Annotated in this window: 13 protein-coding genes; 6 read left to right on the forward strand and 7 right to left on the reverse strand. The window is 54.7% G+C overall.

Annotation, left to right across the window (positions count from 1 at the left end):
* Positions 1-141: 141 nt before the first annotated feature.
* The 3 genes from FTW19_RS07965 to FTW19_RS07975 all read left to right on the forward strand — a co-directional run bounded on the left by FTW19_RS07965 (position 142) and on the right by FTW19_RS07975 (position 5,173).
* On the forward strand, positions 142-975 hold the full coding sequence (locus tag FTW19_RS07965) for an acyloxyacyl hydrolase (protein ID WP_147647127.1): 834 nt from the start codon (positions 142-144) through the stop codon (positions 973-975).
* Positions 976-1,643: 668 nt separating this feature from the next.
* Positions 1,644-2,864, forward strand: coding sequence for an alkaline phosphatase family protein (locus FTW19_RS07970; protein ID WP_147647128.1), 1,221 nt, complete (start codon positions 1,644-1,646; stop codon positions 2,862-2,864).
* A 515-nt stretch (positions 2,865-3,379) separates the two neighbouring features.
* Positions 3,380-5,173 (forward strand): mechanosensitive ion channel domain-containing protein, encoded by a 1,794-nt coding sequence (locus tag FTW19_RS07975; protein ID WP_187143357.1) that lies wholly within the window; start codon positions 3,380-3,382, stop codon positions 5,171-5,173.
* A gap of 6 nt (positions 5,174-5,179) precedes the next feature.
* Here the strand turns inward: FTW19_RS07975 and rocD are convergent, their stop codons facing one another.
* Positions 5,180-6,394, reverse strand: a complete 1,215-nt coding sequence (gene rocD / locus FTW19_RS07980) for an ornithine--oxo-acid transaminase (protein ID WP_147647129.1) — start codon at positions 6,392-6,394, stop codon at positions 5,180-5,182.
* Positions 6,385-7,293 (reverse strand): dimethylarginine dimethylaminohydrolase family protein, encoded by a 909-nt coding sequence (locus FTW19_RS07985; protein ID WP_147647130.1) that lies wholly within the window; start codon positions 7,291-7,293, stop codon positions 6,385-6,387. Before FTW19_RS07985 ends, rocD begins: the two co-directional genes overlap by 10 nt.
* A 493-nt stretch (positions 7,294-7,786) precedes the next feature.
* On the opposite strand from FTW19_RS07985, the gene FTW19_RS07990 reads away from it, so the two are divergent.
* The 3 genes from FTW19_RS07990 to amaB all read left to right on the forward strand — a co-directional run bounded on the left by FTW19_RS07990 (position 7,787) and on the right by amaB (position 11,825).
* On the forward strand, positions 7,787-9,172 hold the full coding sequence (locus FTW19_RS07990; protein WP_147650535.1) for an acetyl ornithine aminotransferase family protein: 1,386 nt from the start codon (positions 7,787-7,789) through the stop codon (positions 9,170-9,172).
* A 26-nt stretch (positions 9,173-9,198) separates the two neighbouring features.
* Positions 9,199-10,227, forward strand: a complete 1,029-nt coding sequence (locus FTW19_RS07995) for a DUF1338 domain-containing protein (RefSeq protein ID WP_147647131.1) — start codon at positions 9,199-9,201, stop codon at positions 10,225-10,227.
* A gap of 98 nt (positions 10,228-10,325) precedes the next feature.
* Entirely contained in the window at positions 10,326-11,825 is a 1,500-nt protein-coding gene (gene amaB, locus FTW19_RS08000; protein WP_246153741.1) for an L-piperidine-6-carboxylate dehydrogenase, read from the forward strand.
* A 79-nt stretch (positions 11,826-11,904) separates the two neighbouring features.
* On the opposite strand, the gene FTW19_RS08005 is transcribed toward amaB, so the two are convergent.
* The 5 genes from FTW19_RS08005 to treZ form a co-directional block, all read right to left on the reverse strand.
* Entirely contained in the window at positions 11,905-13,518 is a 1,614-nt protein-coding gene (locus FTW19_RS08005; RefSeq protein ID WP_187143358.1) for an alpha-galactosidase, read from the reverse strand.
* A 175-nt stretch (positions 13,519-13,693) separates the two neighbouring features.
* Positions 13,694-14,647, reverse strand: coding sequence for a TIGR01777 family oxidoreductase (locus tag FTW19_RS08010; RefSeq protein WP_147647134.1), 954 nt, complete (start codon positions 14,645-14,647; stop codon positions 13,694-13,696).
* The gene (locus tag FTW19_RS08015; protein ID WP_147647135.1) at positions 14,644-15,159 is read right to left on the reverse strand and encodes an SRPBCC family protein; all 516 of its coding nucleotides are present in this window, start codon (positions 15,157-15,159) and stop codon (positions 14,644-14,646) included. Before FTW19_RS08015 ends, FTW19_RS08010 begins: the two co-directional genes overlap by 4 nt.
* A gap of 8 nt (positions 15,160-15,167) precedes the next feature.
* Entirely contained in the window at positions 15,168-15,848 is a 681-nt protein-coding gene (locus tag FTW19_RS08020) for a TetR/AcrR family transcriptional regulator (RefSeq protein WP_147647136.1), read from the reverse strand.
* A 342-nt stretch (positions 15,849-16,190) separates the two neighbouring features.
* On the reverse strand, positions 16,191-18,071 hold the full coding sequence (gene treZ / locus FTW19_RS08025; RefSeq protein ID WP_147647137.1) for a malto-oligosyltrehalose trehalohydrolase: 1,881 nt from the start codon (positions 18,069-18,071) through the stop codon (positions 16,191-16,193).
* Positions 18,072-18,232: the final 161 nt, after the last annotated feature.

Here is an 18,232-nt window from a genome sequence, read left to right on the forward strand (position 1 = left end):
ATCATGACTGGGAATCGGCTGCAAAGAGAAGCTTAGAACATACAAGATGATCGATGAGGAGAGGTTGCCAGGCTTCGGAAAGAGAAGCCGCATCCGCATCTGCCTGAAGAATGCTTTGGGAGTATTGCAAGACTGAAGGTCATGATGAGTCGTCTCAGTAGTCTGGGATCTGATGACGGCTCTCAAGCAATCCAATCCGCGCGGATGGGAGAAAACCTCCAATTAATACAAGCCTGCATCTTAATCCATATCTATGGGGTTGAGGCTATGCCGCTCATCTCTTTGTTTCGCTGTAGGATCGCCCTTTTTACGGTCCTTCTGTTTACGGCTCCACTCATCGGCCAGTCCGTCCAAATGACCAATGATCTCTCTATTGGAATCTCGCCCCCTCCCCGACCTCCAGGCAAGGTCCACCGGGTTCAAGGGAGTGAACTTTCTGTCACTCTGATGATTCCAGACGGGAGCTATCGGCTCTTCAGCGCTACTCTGCAATGCTCCGCATGGACGGCAGGCATTGAATACGAGCGCCCTATGGGCCACATGTTCAGAATGCGTGTAGACTACGCCGCCGAGGTGATTCCTGTCTTTATCCTAAGTCAGCCAGCAAGGGCTGATTTTTGGGGGTATGCTATGACCGCCGACCAGAAATCGGTCCCTGGCATCTCTATCCTGCCTGTTGGATTTCGATTCCTGTTATTCGAGAACAGCAGAATCAGGCCTTTCGCCGTAGGAAAACTAGGGGGCGTTGTTTTCAATCAAAAGGCGCTCTCGCCTGCCGCAAGCAAGTACAACTTCAACATCCAGGCAGCCGCCGGCCTCTTATATGCGGTGAATAAGAGATATGACTTCCGTTTGGAACCCTTCGAATTTTTCCATGTCTCTAACGGTTATATGGCTGCAAGCAACCCCGGCATGGACGAGCTCGCAGTCCGAGTAGGAGTTACCTATCACTTTTCATCAACTGCGAAGGATTAGAGCATTTTCCCTGTCGGTGTAGAGTAGGGTTTCCGTATCTATGGGCGTTTTCATTGCGGAAAACGCCCATAGATGCACAAGCCCTGCCCGACACCTGCAGGAAAAATGCTCCAGGTCAAGGCCGCGAAGATGATCTTCACTGGAACCGGGCGCGAGGAGACTGTCGCTATGGATGAAGACAAGTGCTGATGTTGCGTCAGGTGGGATTACGCGAGCTTTTACCAGATCGTCAAATTCTCTTCAACGGTTCCCAATATCGTTCTCCTCATTAGTTCGGGGTTGCGGATGACACTGCTCCTTGCCTGTGGGCGAACGCAAGGCGGGATATATCGGCTCGTAGATCCAAACGGCAAAATGCCTGTACGAGGGGTCACAGGAGTGAAGGGGCCAAACCATGAGTGACCGCGAAGTCTTGCAGAACTGCTGTTGATGAGCCGGTTAGAAATGTGCCGAAGGTGGATGATGACCATCACCGCGGCGATCTCGCAGGTTAGCGGTCAAAAGAGAGCCGTACTGTGACGTCGTCCCGGTAGCCCTAGGACCAAATGACAGATGGTCCATTTCACCTTGATTTGTTCGATAACTGAGGAGCCTATCGCAGGAGCGATGCTGCCGCCGTTCCGATAGGAACCATTGCATAGAATCACAAATCACTTTTGGAGAAGGCAATGCATCAGACCCGGTATTCAAACCTCTTGGGCATCTGCACGCTTGCGGTTGCGTGTACTTTTAACGCGCACGCCCAGCAGATCAAGACCGTCTTCGTCATTGCGATGGAGAATCACAACTGGACGCAGCCCGCGAACAAGTTCTCCGGCGGCATACAGCAGATCTATATGAATCCCAACGCCCCGTTTATCAACAGCCTCGTCGATGGAACCGCCTGGGCGGAGGTTAATGACGTGACCCAGCACATCAGCGAGCAGGTTGCATACGCCAACGCCTATCACAACGTGCTCGCTACACCCAGCGGTGACAACCCGGACATCCATCCCTCGGAGCCTAACTACATCTGGGCGGAGGCCGGCAGCAACCTGGGCGTGCTTAACGATAACGACCCCTACGCGACCAACGGCCCAACCGTTCAAAACACGAAGCATCATCTCGTGACGCTGCTCGCAAACGCTGGTCATACCTGGAGGTCCTACCAGGAAGACACCGATCTCGCAAAGGATGCGAATGGCAAGCTGACGAACGTTCCGCTGTCCACTGATCAGTACACCGTTCCACTCAGCAGCTTATCCGGAAGATTCTCAAGCGGAGTCAACCAGTTCAACGGCTCCAACCAATACAACTACGCAGCCAAACACAATCCAATGGTGTTCTTCGCTGATACAAACGGCGGCAATAATGCGACTGCCTCGAATCCGCTCGCCCCGCAGTACGCGCCTTTGCAGCAACTTTTCACTGATCTCGCGAACAATACCGTAGCCGAGTACAACTGGATCACTCCGAACCAGTACAACGACATGCACACCACGCTCAGCGATGGCTACAAGGGCCTTACTGGTGACGCGGCCAAGATTCGCCAGGGCGATGACTTCCTTGCTCAGGTCGTGCCGGCCATCATGGCGTCAAAGGCCTACCAGGAGAATGGTGTCATCATCCTCTGGTGGGATGAGTCCGAAGAGGACGGTATGACCGGGGATAAGCCGGATGATTTCAGCCATACCGTTCCCGAGATCATCATCTCCAAGCACGCGCGGCAGAACGACCATGGCGTTCCCTACGCCAGCACCGTCAACCTGACGCACTCCTCCGACCTGAGGACCATGGAGGAGATATTCCACCTCACGCCGCTACTCCTTGACGCCGCAAACGCGCCCGATCTCTCTGATCTATTCCAGCCCGGCGCGATTCCAGGAGACAAAGTCAACAACGGCAAGTAACTCCGCAGCCGATTCGTCTGTTCTGGCTGATCCACAACAAGGCGCAGGTCCGCCAACCAGCGGCTACCTGCGCCTTTGGCCTTTGTTGAGTATCACGTACTCTCGGTAACTCAGCTCGCTAACGGCATATGCTTCCGCTCAGCAGCAGCGGATGCAGGATGGAAACAATTAGAAACATCTCTCTCGCATTGTCATTTCTTGCGGGCATGTCCCAGACAGGTAAGGTATGGGCGGTAGGTGCCGTCCCGAGCACTCCGGCCTCAGGCGGAGCCGGAGCGAGGGTAAAGAGTATCCTGTGGGCTAAGGCCGCTTCGATCTGAGACCTGATTGGGACGGCAGAGGACATGCGGAGTCAACCTGGAATATCCAATCAAGCATCTTCAATGACCGATAGAAGGCTCATAGAGCACGTTCTTTACGATGACCTCTCTTTGAGGGGCGGTTAGAGTCATTCGATTGAGCAAAAATAGGATTGATTCGGCAAACAAGCGAAGGGACTATGTGAAAGTATGCACATGACTCGAGCCCGTAAGCTGGCGATTGCGATTTTGCTAGTTGTACTTGGCCTCACGTTGGCGGGCTCTTTTATGACTCGTGGTGTGATGGAATATCTTCCTTTCCTGCAAGCCAAAAAGGGGAACTGGACTGGGGAGTATGTCTCGCACGGGATTGTCGACCAGCGACCATGGCAGACCGCGGCGACGCTGGCAGGCATGGCACAGTCCGCGGAAGAGCGGGAGTTGGCTCGCGAGGCTGAGAGGCTTGCAGATCACGAGGTGGATCAGGCGTTCTCGCAGTCTCTAAGGCAGGCAAGCCTAGTGAAGCCGCAGCTCAACGGTAGGGCACTCGCGCTGCAGCAACGCGTTACTGAACTCCAGGCAACTGTAAAAGGCGACCAAGCTAGAATTGCTGCGCTCACTGGAAGTTCGGGGGCGAAATCAGGTTCCACAGAGTCCAAGGATACCGATCTTGAAGTTGCAAAGGCTCAGCTTGGTCTCGATCAGAATGAATTGGCGGATTCTATCGAAGATCTTTCGCGTGAAAGCGGCGACCCACGAGTCAAGCTTCAACAGGAATTAGCGGCGCGCCAAGCCGCGGTAAAGAAGTACTACGATAGCGCTTCGAAGGACGAAGGGCAGACCGCAGTCAGTTCTGCAGAGCAGTACAAGACACTTGCGCAACAGGCCTTTGCGTGGTGGTCCCACCGCAAGCGAAGCCAGTTGATTTCGCAGGCTAAGCAACTGGCCCTGGCCGACGTAGCAGCCCTAACCGATGATCAGGCAAGAATGAAGGCGGAGGCATCTCAGATTGCTGCCAATGTTTCTGCGACAGCGGCATTGATGCCAAGCTCTGAACGCGTAGAGCAGTTGCAACGGTTGGCTGCCCAGCAGAATATTCAAAACATCCTGAACGACCGTCTTGGAGCACAGCAGCAGCTCGTAGCCTTATACGAGCGATGGGGGAAGCAGGTAGAGATACAGAACAAGATTGTCATTCATCTCATGTTGCAATCGCTGGCAGTCATTGCAGCTATCTGTGTGCTGACGATACTGGCTGGCTGGTTCGTGCAAGTGGCCCTGGAACGAATGTTCCACGAGCGCAGACAGAAGCAGACACTGAAGACTGTGTTGAATCTGAGTACACAACTCGTCGGCCTATTGCTGGTGCTGCTGGTTATATTCGGCGTTCCACGTCAGATGCCGACGATTCTAGGCCTGGCCACGGCAGGATTGACTTTGGTCTTCCAGGACTTCATCCTGGCGTTCTGCGGCTGGTTTGTACTGATGGGACCGAACGGAATCAGGGTTCACGACTGGGTGGAGATCGATGGTGTGGGCGGTGAAGTGGTGCAACTCGGGTTGTTCCGAACATGGCTGCTTGAGACTGGCAACTGGACAGCGAATGGCCATCCTACGGGCAGAAAAGTTTCGTTCCTCAATGGTTATGCGATCCGTGGAAAGTATTTCAACTTCTCCACCGTGGGACAGTGGATGTGGGACGAGATCAATATCAATATTCCGTCTGAGACGAGTGTTCATCCGCTCATCGAGAAGATATATGAAGCATCGGTGCAGGCTACAGAGGCCGATGCCAAGATGGCTCAGGAGGAGTGGAAGAGAGTAACGCACGAAGAGGGATCCCCGCAGTTCAGTGCTATGCCCTCTGTCAACCTGCGGCCGGCGGGATCAGGTGTTGATGTCGTAGTCCGCTACATAACGCGTGCCGGGGTGAGACTGGAAACTCGGAATCACTTGTTTGAGACAGTTATCGATCTCATGCGGGAATTGAACCCGCGCTCAGGTCATTGAACAGATCTAAATCTGTTCAATGACCTGAGTGATCTTTTCCAGACCCCAATCGAGATCGCCAGGGCTGATCGTAAGCGGTGGTGCAATACGAATAACCTTCTCGTGCGTCTCCTTGCAGAGAACACCGCGATCACGAATTTGTTCGCAGAACGGCCTCGCGGGCACGTTGAGTTCTATGGCGAGCCACAGACCAAGGCCACGAACGTCAACCACGTGCGGGCTACGAATCTGCTTTAGTTTTGCGAGAGCGTGGGCGCCTAATTCCGCTGAGCGCGTGGGAAGATCTTCGTCGACAACAACACGGAGCGCTGCCCGGGCGACGGCGCAGGCAAGCGGATTACCGCCGAAGGTGCTGCCATGATCTCCTGGTTGAAACACGCCAAGGACTTCACGCGAGGAGAGCACCGCCGAGACAGGATAGAACCCTCCAGAGAGCGCCTTACCGATGATGAGGACATCAGGCGCGATCTGGTCATGCATGTAAGCGAAGAGCTTTCCTGTCCGTCCAAGGCCTGACTGGATTTCATCCAGGATCAGCAACACATTGTTTTCGCGGCAGATGCTCGCCACTTCACGAAGATAGCCGGCGGGAGGAAGGATAATTCCGGCTTCGCCCTGGATTGGTTCAACGAGGAAAGCACAGGTGTTGGGTGTGATCGCGTTGCGTAATGCTTCGACGTCACCAAAGGGGACGTTCCGGAAGCCCGCTGAGAATGGGCCAAAGCCGTCGCGATACTGTGGCTCGGTAGAAAAGCCCACGATGGAAATGGTTCGTCCATGGAAGTTGTTGGCGCCGACGATGATTTCGGCGCGGTCCTTCGCTATTCCTTTGACCTTCTCACCCCATTTGCGGGCCGCCTTGAGAGCCGTTTCAACTGCCTCGGCTCCGGAGTTCATGGGCAGCGCCATGTCGAACCCAGTAAGATCGTGCAGATCGCGGAGCAGCAAAGGGAGTTGTGTGTTGCGAAAGGCACGTGAAGTCAGAGCTACCTTGCCCGCCTGTTCCATCATGGCACGAAGAATCGCAGGATGGCAGTGACCCTGATTCACCGCGGAATAGGCGGCGAGAAAGTCCAGATAGCGCCGGCCTTCGACATCGGTGACCCAGGCGCCCTGCGCGCTCTCAATGACAACATCGAGCGGATGATAGTTGTGGGCGCCATACTTCTCTTCGAGCGCGATTAGATCGTTAGCGGCGGAATACTGCGATGTCAGTTGCATGATCTCACGGTGTGATTCAGCGGTTGCAGATGTAGCTCCGGAGTCAACTGCATGACCAGACATTTAGCAGCGCCCCCGGCTTTAAGGAATTCACTCAGTTCAACCTGGATTACTTCGAATCCCCGAACTATAAGTTTACATTCGAGTTCAGAGCTGATGCGGTTGAGCACGATCGTTCTGCCAATGTTAACTGCGTTACATGCGAAGCTCATCGCATCTTCTTCGCTGACAACGATGCGCTGAGCTGGCGGGTAATAGGACTCGATCCTGGCAAGCGATGCCTTGTCAAACGCAGGTGGAAAGTAGAGCAGGGAGCCGTCTCTGAGCGGGGCAAAGCAGGTGTCAAGATGATAGAAACGCGGATCCACGAGGTGGAGACCCACAACCTCCACGCCCCATAGTTCACGAAGAATTGCGTGGCTGCTTTCGTGAGTGCGGTAGCCATATCCCGCCCAGAGGCGTAACCCGTCAGAGGAGAACAGTGCATCGCCTTCACCCTCGAACGCAATCTCGCGAGGCAAATCAGCGACTCTGTAACCAGCGTCAGCAAACCAGCGGCGGAAGTGTGCCTCTTCGTTCTGGCGCTCCGGGTAATAGAAGTTGCTGATCGCGACAATACCGGCGTGCGCAAGACCGGCATTTGCGGTAAAGACCATATCGGGCGAGCCGACAACAGGTTCAACCAGAAGAACATGCGTCATGCCAGACAGGACACGGTACAACTTTTGCCACTGCTGCATGGCAAGCGACAGCGAAGATTTACCCAGGTTTCCCCGCATCCACGGGTTGATGACATAGGAAACGCCATAAAACCTGGGCGGACACATCAGCAGCGCGGGAACAAGATGACTCTCGCCAGGAAGGGACTCTTGTTCCTTCTTATATGGCTCGGAAATCATGGCCTGTACCCACCCCTATGGTCTGGAGAATGGCAGAACATATACCTACGGGTCAACGAGAATGATTATTCAATGGGAGTTGAATAAATATTCATCGTCATTCCCGACCGGACCAAAGATCAGCTACTCTTCTGCTGCCGGGAGCAGGCAGTTGTGGTTTGTGGTATTCATTGCCTTCGACGTGCGCTATACTTTCGGCGAAACGGAGTCAAGCATATGTTGAGGCCTGACAATCCGACCAACGCCTTCGTGCTTATCGGAGTTCGGTGCAGAACGCGCCATAACTTGTCTGAGACGGCCCGGGCTGTTCCAAGCACCGTACGGCCGAATCTCTTCTCGGGCGACTAGCGCATTTCAATCCAAATCTCAGGAATACTGAGCCTCAGTTTTGCCTGACGGCTATCTCGTCGCGTTTCGATCGCGAGATCGGCCCTGGCTCAGAGGTGAAACCAGATTGCTCCCCAGCCTGCTGGAGGATTGTATGAGCATTGAAATGCAAGCATCTGTACGCGTTGCCAACTCTGATTTGCACGCAAAATTTGGTCCGAAGTTAATCACCAGCGTGCCAGGACCCCGAGCGCAGAGAATAGTGGCTGATGACCACCGTCTCATTTCGCCAAGCTACACGCGTGGTTATCCTCTCGTCGTGAAGAATGGGCGTGGCTGTCGGATTCAGGATGTAGACGGCAATGAGTTTCTGGACTTTACTGCCGGCATCGCCGTCGACTCTACCGGCCATTGCCATCCGGAGGTCGTGAAGGCGATCCAGGAGCAGGCCGCGCAGTTGATCCATATGTCTGGTACAGACTTCTACTACGATCTGATGCCGCAGGTCGCATCGCGCCTGTCTGCCATTGCGCCGATGCCGGGGCCGCATCGTTTTTACTTCGGAAATTCAGGCGCAGAGGCTGTAGAGTGCGCTTTGAAGCTGGCGCGTTACCACACAGGACGGCAAAACATCATCAGCTTCTTCGGCAGCTTCCACGGCCGTACGATGGGGGCGCTCTCGCTCACTGCTTCCAAGGTCCAGCAGAAGCGTCGTTTTGCCCCGTTTGTTCCTGGTGTCACGCACGTTCCATATCCCTATAGGTATCGCGGTACCGGCGGAGGTCCTCAGGAAGAGGAGGCGTACGGCCTGTCATGCGCACGCTTTCTAGAGGAGAAGTTGTTCAAGACAATGTTGCCGCCCGAGGAGGTCGCCGCCATCTTCGTCGAACCCATTCAAGGGGAAGGTGGATACGTTGTGCCGCCGAATATCTTCCTGCAGGAACTTCGGCGCATCTGTGATCGTCACGGCATCCTTCTTGTCGCTGATGAGGTCCAGTCAGGCGTTGGAAGAACAGGAAGGTGGTGGGCCATTGAACACTCAGGTGTAGAGCCCGATATCGTCTGCATCGCGAAGGGAATTGCATCCGGGATGCCGCTCGGTATCTGCATGGCGAAGGCTGAGCTTATGGACTGGGTTCCAGGGTCGCACGCAAGTACGTATGGCGGGAACCCCATCTGCCTCGCGGCCGCGATGGCGACTCTGAACATTATTGAGCGCGAAGGCATGAATAACGCTGCGACGGTGGGAGCTGCAGCTTTTGCAAGGCTCGGCGCCTGGGTGGAAAAGTATGAGATCGTTGGAGACGTTCGTGGACGTGGTTTGATGATCGGAGTCGAGATCATCGAGGACAAGCAATCGCGCAAACAGGCAGGTGCACTGCGCGACCGCATCGTCGATCTCGCTTTCGAAAGAGGGCTGTTGCTGCTTGGCTGTGGAGAGAATACGGTCCGGCTTTGCCCACCGCTGATCGTTACACAAGAAGAAACAGATGTTGCTCTCGACATCCTGGAGTGCGTCATAGAAGAATGCGTTATGCTCGCCACCCGATAACAGAATCTCGGAAAAGGAGAAGGAAGATGCCAACCAAGGTCGCTGTACTGCAGGGAACGCTCGAAGAGGTTGTCGGTGCAGAGCGCTCACACCGTCTGTTTGAAGTGCTCAAAGTTTCCGGAGCTCTCATGGAAGAGTCCGGTGCGAGCATTTCACGTGCAGGCATTGCACAAGTACTGAACATGATGCTGTTCGAAGATCTGTTGAACCGCGTGCCGGATGCAAAGCTCTACGCGGAAGACTGTCTTCGTGATGGCAAGAAGATCATGCATGATCATGGCGCGGTCCGCACCGTAGCACTGAGCGGAATGGGCACGCTGCCGGCAGGTGAAGAGGCAATCATCCGCATCCTGCGTCCGCTCGGTTATGCGTTGAACGGCGTCTATCCGCTGGAGCGCCTGAAGATGACCGGACGTTCGTATGCTCAGGTGGAGTACCCGGAGGAACTCGCACAGTTCTTTATCAGCGAACTACACCCGGACCGCTTTTCCGCGGAATTCCAGGCGGCCGTCCAGCGTGTCACATCAACCTCTCGCGACCCGCTTACAGCCGAGGCAAAGGCTCTCCTCATTGAATTGGAAACGCAGCGTTCTCTGTCTGTAGAAAAAGCGGTTGCGCTGTTGCCCGTGCTTGCAAAGGTCTTTAGCCGCCAGCATGATGATCCGGCTCTGGCCGACTACGAGACTTTGCTGGCTGAATCGGCAGAGATGGCATGGATTGCCACGGAAGGAAACGCCTTCAACCACGCTACGGACCGAGTCATCGATGTCGATCGGCTGGCCGAAGAGCAGAAGGCGCTTGGCCGCGCCATGAAGGCAACGGTTGAGACCTCGCAATCAGGCAGGGTTCGCCAGACTGCGTTCCTTGCGGCTCGGGTGCGACGTGACTTCCGCACAGAAGGTGGCAGCCTGATTGAAAAGGAAGTGCCGGGGTCGTTCTACGAATTCATCACGCGGCTTCCGCTCCCGGCAGAGGATGGAAAGACCAAGCTCGACCTCAGCTTTGACAGTTCCAATGCCCAGGCAATCTTTAAAGTGACCGCCAACCAGAAGTAGGCAGGTGCTCTTGCCGAGGTGCGGGCACAAGGCGACGCCGCCATTCGGTAACGGAGAAGTGAAAGATGACGAGCAATAAGAGTTCACTTGAGCAAGAAGTGCATCGATTGCTCAAAAATCTCGGGGTGCCGGCTACTGCTTATACGCATGGAGAACTGATCGTGCGGACACCCATCACCGGCGAGGTGATTGCACGCGTCGCGAAGACTGACGCGACAGCGGTCAACGATGCGCTGACGGCGGCACGGAATGCGTTCGTTGCGTGGCGTAGTGTTCCCGCTCCCAAACGCGGAGATCTGGTTCGACTGCTTGGCGAAGAGCTGCGGTCAGAGCTACCAGCGCTTGGCCGGCTTGTGACGATCGAGACGGGCAAAATCCTGTCAGAAGGTCTCGGAGAGGTGCAGGAGATGATCGATATCTGCGCCTTTGCCGCTGGACTATCGCGGCAACTCACCGGTCTCACCATCACGTCTGAACGCGCAAATCATCGCATGATGGAGACGTGGCATCCGCTCGGGGTTGTCGGCGTAATCTCCGCGTTCAACTTTCCGGTCGCGGTGTGGTCCTGGAACGCAGCACTCGCGCTAGTCTGTGGCAACGCCGTGGTATGGAAGCCCTCGGAGAAGACGCCACTCACAGCACTCGCGACGCAGGCGTTATTTGAGCGGGCGGCAGCCAAATTTGGCGGCGTGCCCGCTGGACTCTCGACCTTGCTTGTAGGCGACGGAGGCCTGGGGCAGATGCTTGTCGATAGCCCGAGCGTGTCGCTTGTCTCGGCAACTGGCTCGACTGCGATGGGGCGTGCCGTTGCACCGCGGCTCGCAGGGCGCTTCGCGCGAGCCATCCTCGAGCTTGGCGGAAATAACGCCGCGATTGTCTGCCCAAGCGCCGATCTGGATCTGGCTCTACGGGCCATCGCATTCTCGGCGATGGGCACAGCGGGACAGCGTTGCACGACGCTTCGACGATTGATCGTGCATGACACGATCTATGACAACCTTGTCGCACGGCTCAAGAAGGTTTATCACTCTGTCGTCATCGGCGATCCGCGCAAAACAGGCACACTGGTTGGCCCGCTGATCGATGCACGTGCCTTTGAAGCAATGCAGCGTGCTCTCGTAGAAGCACGAATGGCAGGAGCAGCAATCACCGGAGGAGAACGTGTCGCGCCAGATGTTAGTTCGGACGAGGCGTTCTATGTCCGTCCCGCGCTCGTCGAAATTGGCAGTCAGGCAGAGATCGTGAGGCGCGAGACCTTCGCGCCGATCTTGTATGTTCTGAAGTATCGCGATTTTGAAGAGGCTCTCCATCTGCATAATGATGTGCCGCAGGGGCTCTCGTCCTCCATCTTTACGCTCAACATGCGCGAAGCCGAGCGGTTTCTCTCCGCAAGTGGATCGGACTGCGGCATTGCGAATGTCAACATCGGCACATCTGGCGCTGAAATTGGCGGCGCCTTCGGTGGCGAAAAAGATACCGGTGGCGGTCGCGAGTCAGGCTCAGATGCATGGAAGCAATACATGCGCCGTGCTACCAATACCATCAACTACGGAACGGATCTTCCACTTGCACAGGGCGTGAGCTTCGAGATCGGCTAGTTCGTCTCCGATGGAGACCTTCACTTCTGAAAATAGCTGCCAATAGATCGGAGTTCTGACTGAGTGATGCTCCGGCCGGCTATTTGTAAATCTGAATTTTATCGATGTTCACACTCGTTCCAGCAGCATCGCTATAGGTGAAGGTCAGAGTATTGTTGCCCTTTTTCAGCACGATGGGCAACGATTCGAAACCATTGATAAAACTGAAAAGATGGACCGGGATAGGTGTTCCATCATTCACTCGCAATTGCAGTTTGTCCGTAATGAGGTGGCTGTCGACGTAGTAGAGCGTCAAGTGATATTTGCCAGACTCGGGCGCAACAACATGGGTGAATTCAAGGGACGCTGTATTCAACGGATCTTTCGGTCCGTGCAATGAGATAGCGTATCCCTGGCTGCACGAGGCGCAGGTCAGTAGTGCTGAATCTTCTTTCCGGAGATTGCCCGGCCACTCAGCTTCGAAGATAGCTCCTTTAGACCACATATAGGTTCCGCTGACTTTAAGCATGGCGGAGCCATGCGGCGGGAGGTGTGTGCGATAGCCTTCTGGCTGCGACGCGATGTCCTTGTGAGAGTAGAGGTCGCGTATCCGGATCTTTCCCGTAAGATTCAGATCACTCCATCGGAGAGCAACATCTGCGGCAGTGTCTGTTAGGTTTAGCAGAAGAACCGCATCCGTTCCGCTGGCCATGCTGCCCAACGGCTTGGACCATATCTCGAGACCCACGCTGTTTTCGGCAACTTTTACCGGTCCGGCTCCAAAAGGATCCTGATCAACCGCAATGACTTCGGGATTGGTATAGATCTTTCTTACCTCACCCGTCATCTTTGTAAGATCAGTCCCGGCCCATAAGGGAGCGGCTGAGATGGCCCACATGGAGAAGTGCGTTTGTGCTTCGATCATGTTGAGACCGCCATTTCCAACCTCGAGCATGTCAGGATCGTTCCAGCTATCAGGAGCGTTGAAGACGGCATGGAGCGCGTTCGATTTGAATCCAGCAACAACGTGCATCCAGTCAACCTGATTCTTTCGGTAACTGATGTCGGCATCTGTTCGCCATAGCTGTGCTTTTCCCTGAGCCCAGGTCCATGGACTTTCATTTCCCCAGGAACAGATATAAAGAAGCATGGGTCTTCCAGTTTCCTGGATCGCGGCAGCCATGCGTTCGTAGATCTCGCGTCCGGTATGCTCCGGATTGCGGTTGCAATAGTCCATTTCAATGAAGTCGATACCCCATGACGCGAATGTCCTGGCGTCCTGAAGTTCGTGCCCATAGCTTCCTTGATAATGCGGCTTTGGGAAGCAGGTATAAGGTCCTACGTCGGTATACGCGCCTGCTTTCAATCCTCGGGAGTGGATGTAATCGACAAGGCTTTTCATCCCATGAGGAAAACGGATAGGGTCGAGTATCAGCTCCCCGGAAGCCTCGCGGGCAGGGGCGATGCACTCCTGGACGAGGACATATTTATATCCGAGGTCACGCATTCCAGTGGCGACCAGCGCGTCGGCCTGATCCCGAATGGTCTGTTCGTTATAGTCGCAAAAAAACGGATTCCAGCTCGCCCATCCCATGGGCGGTGTCGGCGTGAGACTTTGTTGCGGGGATGCGGGTGACTGCGCGAAGGAGACTCGATTTGAGGCGCCGATCAGGCATGCCATCAGAATGAGAATCGCAATAGTCGGCTTTGGCATATACGCCTTTTCCCACCAGATTCCTGCCAAGCTGCGGTGTTGCAAAGAGATGAAAGTTCTCATATTGATGTTTCTTAGCAGTGAAATTTAGAGGAAGCGCACCAAAGTGTCCCGGGGGATTTACGAGCGTTTCCTAACGATGTACCGAAGTTTTCCTGATGCGATGCATCCACTGTTATGGATTGGCTTTCCTCCATTGGGCGACCAGATCCTGTGCAGCTTGAGGCCACGTTGGATACTCGAATTGAAAGCCGGCGTCGAGCAGTCGGCCTGGAACGACCTGACGACTCTTGAGTATTAGTTCGGATTCGGTACGCATCAGGAAAGTACCCAGCTCCAGCATCCACCTTGTGGTCGGCAGACCAAAGCGCGTACCCCATGTTTTTCGTAAAACGCCAAGGAACTCGCGATTCGGCAGTGGGTGGGGAGAGGCCAGGTTTACGGCTCCGGTGATCTCTTGCTTCTTAATGAGGAACTCAACTGAGCGAATAAAGTCGGCCTCATGAATCCACGAGACAAATTGAGTGCCAGGTAGCGTGGTTCCGCCGAGACCGTGGCGAACAAGATTCAGAAATACATCGAAGACGCCCCCTCGATCAGCGCTGAAGGTCATGGCGCTCCGGAGGGCAACCTGTCTGGTTCCAGGAGTCACGGCAGAGAAAAAGGCTTCTTCCCAGGCTTTTGCAACCTGAATTGAAAAATTCCAGGTGTTGGGGGCTCCCATCTCGTTACCGCCAAACTCCCCGGTCGCTTCATCCATTGGCCGATCAAGAGCATGGCGGTAGATTGTTGCTGTACTAGCATTGAGCCAAACCGCGGGTGGGTATTCCATCCTGGCAATGCCTTGATGGAGAACCCTGGTAGACAGGACACGGGACTCAAGAATTTCCCGGCGATTCTTCTGGGTGTAGCGGCAATTTACGCTCCTACCCGCAAGGTTGATCAAGACATCGCTGCAATCGATTTCGCCGAGCCAGGGTCCCAATGTGGAGCCATCCCAATGAACAACACGCCAGGGAGCCTTTTGCAACCTGCGGCTGAGAACAACCACACTATGTCCATTCTGGTGAAAGTGCCGAGCGAGGATGGTTCCAACCTGCCCGCTCCCTCCAGCAATGATGATCTTCATAGCATGGTCTCCTTAATCCGATGCGAGATGTCGGGTAGGTACTGTTCCCACTCTGAGGACTCCGCGACGCGCTTGATGACAGTATTGCGTTCACGCAGAAGAGCCAGCATGTAGCGGCGCAGGAAAAGAGCCTCGGCAATCAGACCGAGCAAGGGAAAGGGGGCGGCGACTGACAGGATGTTTTTCATCTCGGTATCGCCGGATTCCAGGCTCGCAAATAGGTGATCCGCCTGCATAGAACGGAAAATTCCGCGAACCATTGTGACCTGGAAATAGTAGGGCGATTCCATCGCGGTGATCTTGCTGGTCAGGTTTTGCCAGATACCGAAGTGTTTGGCTCGCCATGTGACTTCTTCAGATAGTCCGACGAGACCGGAGGTAACGCCTTCGACCGCTAAAGCTTGTTCTCCCGAATGAACATTCGAGAGCAGATGCACTTCAACACTACGGGAGAGGTCGAAACAACGTTCGATGGGGGCCTTAATGATTGTGGTCTCTTCGAGTCGGATCATGGTTGCTTTCACTCCCCGGGCAAAAGGTCTGCCTGTCGCAAAAGCAGAAGAACCTTGCTTCTGATTGGCTTCAAGACTGCAAGCTTTGCAAGTCCAAGCAGCTTCAGAGTAAGGTCGAGTGCTCCATCTGCCATGTGTCGTGTTCGCCGTTGATTCTCTGAAGAGTCGTACAGAAACATCACCAGGAGACCCATCTGAAGCGCCCATAACGCGACCGGAAGCAGCTCCTTGAGGTCATTGGGAAGCTTCTCTTCAGCAATTGCATTACGGAAGACCTGCGTACTGCGGCGACGAATCTCCGCTGTCCCTTGTCCAAGACAGGAGAGTGGATGTTTCGGCTCACCGGTATATCGGAACACCACTCCGAGCAAGTTCCGATCGTCCTTTGCCAAATCTAATTTTGAGTGAAGAGCTATCGCTAAGCGGGTCTTCAGGTGCCCGGTTTCAGCGAACACTTCTTCACACAAGCGTTCCTGCTCTGATTGAACCGTCTCGTAGTAGGCCTGGACAATCGCCTCTTTGCTCGGAAAGTAGTAGTAAGCGGCGCTTTTGACCACCATGGCATGCTTGGCGATCTCTTGCATCGTCGTGGGATCGAACCCCCGTTCTCTGAATAGCTGTAGAGCGCTATTAAATATCTGCCTCCGAGTCTGCTCGCCTTTGTCGGTGGCCGGATCAGATTTGACCATGGTCAAATCTTGCTCCTGCGAAGGACTCTCGTCAAGACATATTTGACCATGGTCAAAAGAAGCTTGATTTCATGCCGGGACTTACGGGAGTAGAACTTGGTATGCGAGTAGCCCAGATGTATCCGAGGTGCCGGATTCTTCTATTCTCCGGGCAGGCACCATGGAGCTGATGGGCAAAGCGGAAGCTCAGGGACCTCATTTCCGCCTTCTGGAAAAACCGATTCATCCTTCCGAGCTGTTACAGGAGATCAGAGCCTTGCAATGAGGGGCAAGCTCACGGTTTCCGGATGGTATCGGTTCCGCCTGCATTGCGCGTCGGTATATGAGGCACTGCGAACAGCTTCATATTGCTGCAAGCAGAATTGCTGCCGGACCGCTTATCCGCCAACCCGTGTCTGTGATGGGAAAGGCCACTGAAGATCCCCCGTATTGCAGCCGCTCACTATTCCAGATCATCTTCCAATGTGTCTTCTCGGGTGGAGCGAGCAATGGTTCAGGAATATGTTCGAGCTTGAGCGTCTGCCCTAGATTGACGAGAAGGAGATGGTCAAGCCGCTGCGTGTCTTCAGAGAAAAAGTAGCGCAGCAGAAAGCAGCCGTCGGACAGTACCGCTCCATCGATCATGCCGCGACCCTTCTGTGCGACCGCCAGCTCGTGTCTTCTTAGGTGCAGCAGGTCGCGGAAGAACTCGCAGTACTGCGTTGCTTCTTCTGTCGCTCGGTCGTCTGGCCCAAGCTTGCACCTCTGGAATGTGTCTGGGCTACCCGGATCAGAAAGAAGGTGTGCAAGATCCTCGGCATCGCGAACGGAGTCGAACTGCTTCAGAAAGGCGAGTCGTCCGCTTCGGACCTTCTCGTGTATCTCCGGCTTTTGGTCAGAGAAGTAGAGGAAGGGGCACTCCGAGCCGTATTCCTGCCCCATAAAAAACATGGGAGTGCCTGGTGTAAGCAACCAATAGGCCGCCATGGCACGATACAGTCCAGGATTGCTCTGGGTTTTAGGACGGGTTCCACGAAGTGTATTAGCGACCTGATCGTGGTTCTCCAGAAATGTGATCCATTGCCACGGTTCAAGGCGCAGGCAATCTGTCCCGCGCGGCGCTTTTTGCCATCCATAATATTGCCCCTGGAAGAGAGGGCCATACTTCGCAGCGGAGATAAACTCCTGAGGGCTTCCTGCGTGGTCGCTGTAATAAGCCTCTCGTCTTCCGGTAAGGCGAACCATCATGGAATGATGGAGATCATCGTTCCACATGCCGTCGAATCCATGGCCACCTTCGGCAAGCGGCTTAAGTTGATGGGACCATTGACGCTCGCATTCGCTCACCAGAATGATCTTCCGATTGCCGGCAGCCTCGCGCGCACGCCGGCTCATGGCAGCAAGGATATGCTCCTCATGATGTCCGGAATCAACGATCGCCTGTGTTGCATCAAAGCGTAAGCCATCGAGCCTGTATTCATGAATCCAGGCGGCAACGTTCTGCAGGAAGTATTCGCGCACATGTTCGTTGTCGAAGTTCGGAGAGCTTCCCCATTCGCTTGCCCGTTTGGAGAAATAGTCGCAGCAATATTCTCCGAAGCAGTTCCCATCGGGGCCGAAGTGGTTGTAAACGACATCAAGGAGAACAGCCAGGCCCACAGCATGAGCCGCATCGACCATATGACGAAGGTCATCCGGGCGGCCATAGCGATGGTACGGCGCGAAGAAGGCGACCCCGTCATAGCCCCAGCCGAATTCTCCACAGAACTCATGGACCGGCATAATCTCCAAAACGGTTATGCCAAGATTGCGAAGACGTTTGAATTCCCGTTCGGCAGCCCGATAGGTGCCTTCCTGCGTAAATGTGCCGAGATGAAGCTCGTACAACACCTGTCCGGCGAGTTGGAGCTCCTGAAGGAGCCATTCGCCGGTAGTCCAGGCATAGGAAAAGGGATCGATTACTTCGCTCCAGCCATGAGGTCCTTCAGGTTGAAATCGCGACGCCGGATCTGGGAAAGGTCTGCCGCCGTCCAGAACATAACGGTAAAGGCATCCCTGTTTCAGACCTGGAACATGAAGGGAGAAATATCCATCCTCTTGATTCTGCGCCGGATAACGCCTTCCGTCGTACAGCAATAACTCGACCCGCTTGATATGGGGAGCCCAGAGATGAAATTGAACGCCGGTAGGACTAACTGTTGCTCCCAGAGGAGGCTTCGTAGATCGACCGATTGAATCGTGCATTGCTCTACTTGCGATGCAGCCAATAGAGAAAGTGCTGCCCCAGAGCATTTTCCCTGTAGGTGTAGAGTAGGGCTTCCGTATCTATGGGCGTTTTCCGCAATGAAAACGCCGCTGCACACCCTTCCGGCCTACCCAGCAACAGGGAAAATGCTCTAGTCGTC

Origin of the sequence: Terriglobus albidus (genome assembly GCF_008000815.1) — a bacterium.
Taxonomy (GTDB): Bacteria; Acidobacteriota; Terriglobia; order Terriglobales; family Acidobacteriaceae; genus Terriglobus; species Terriglobus albidus_A.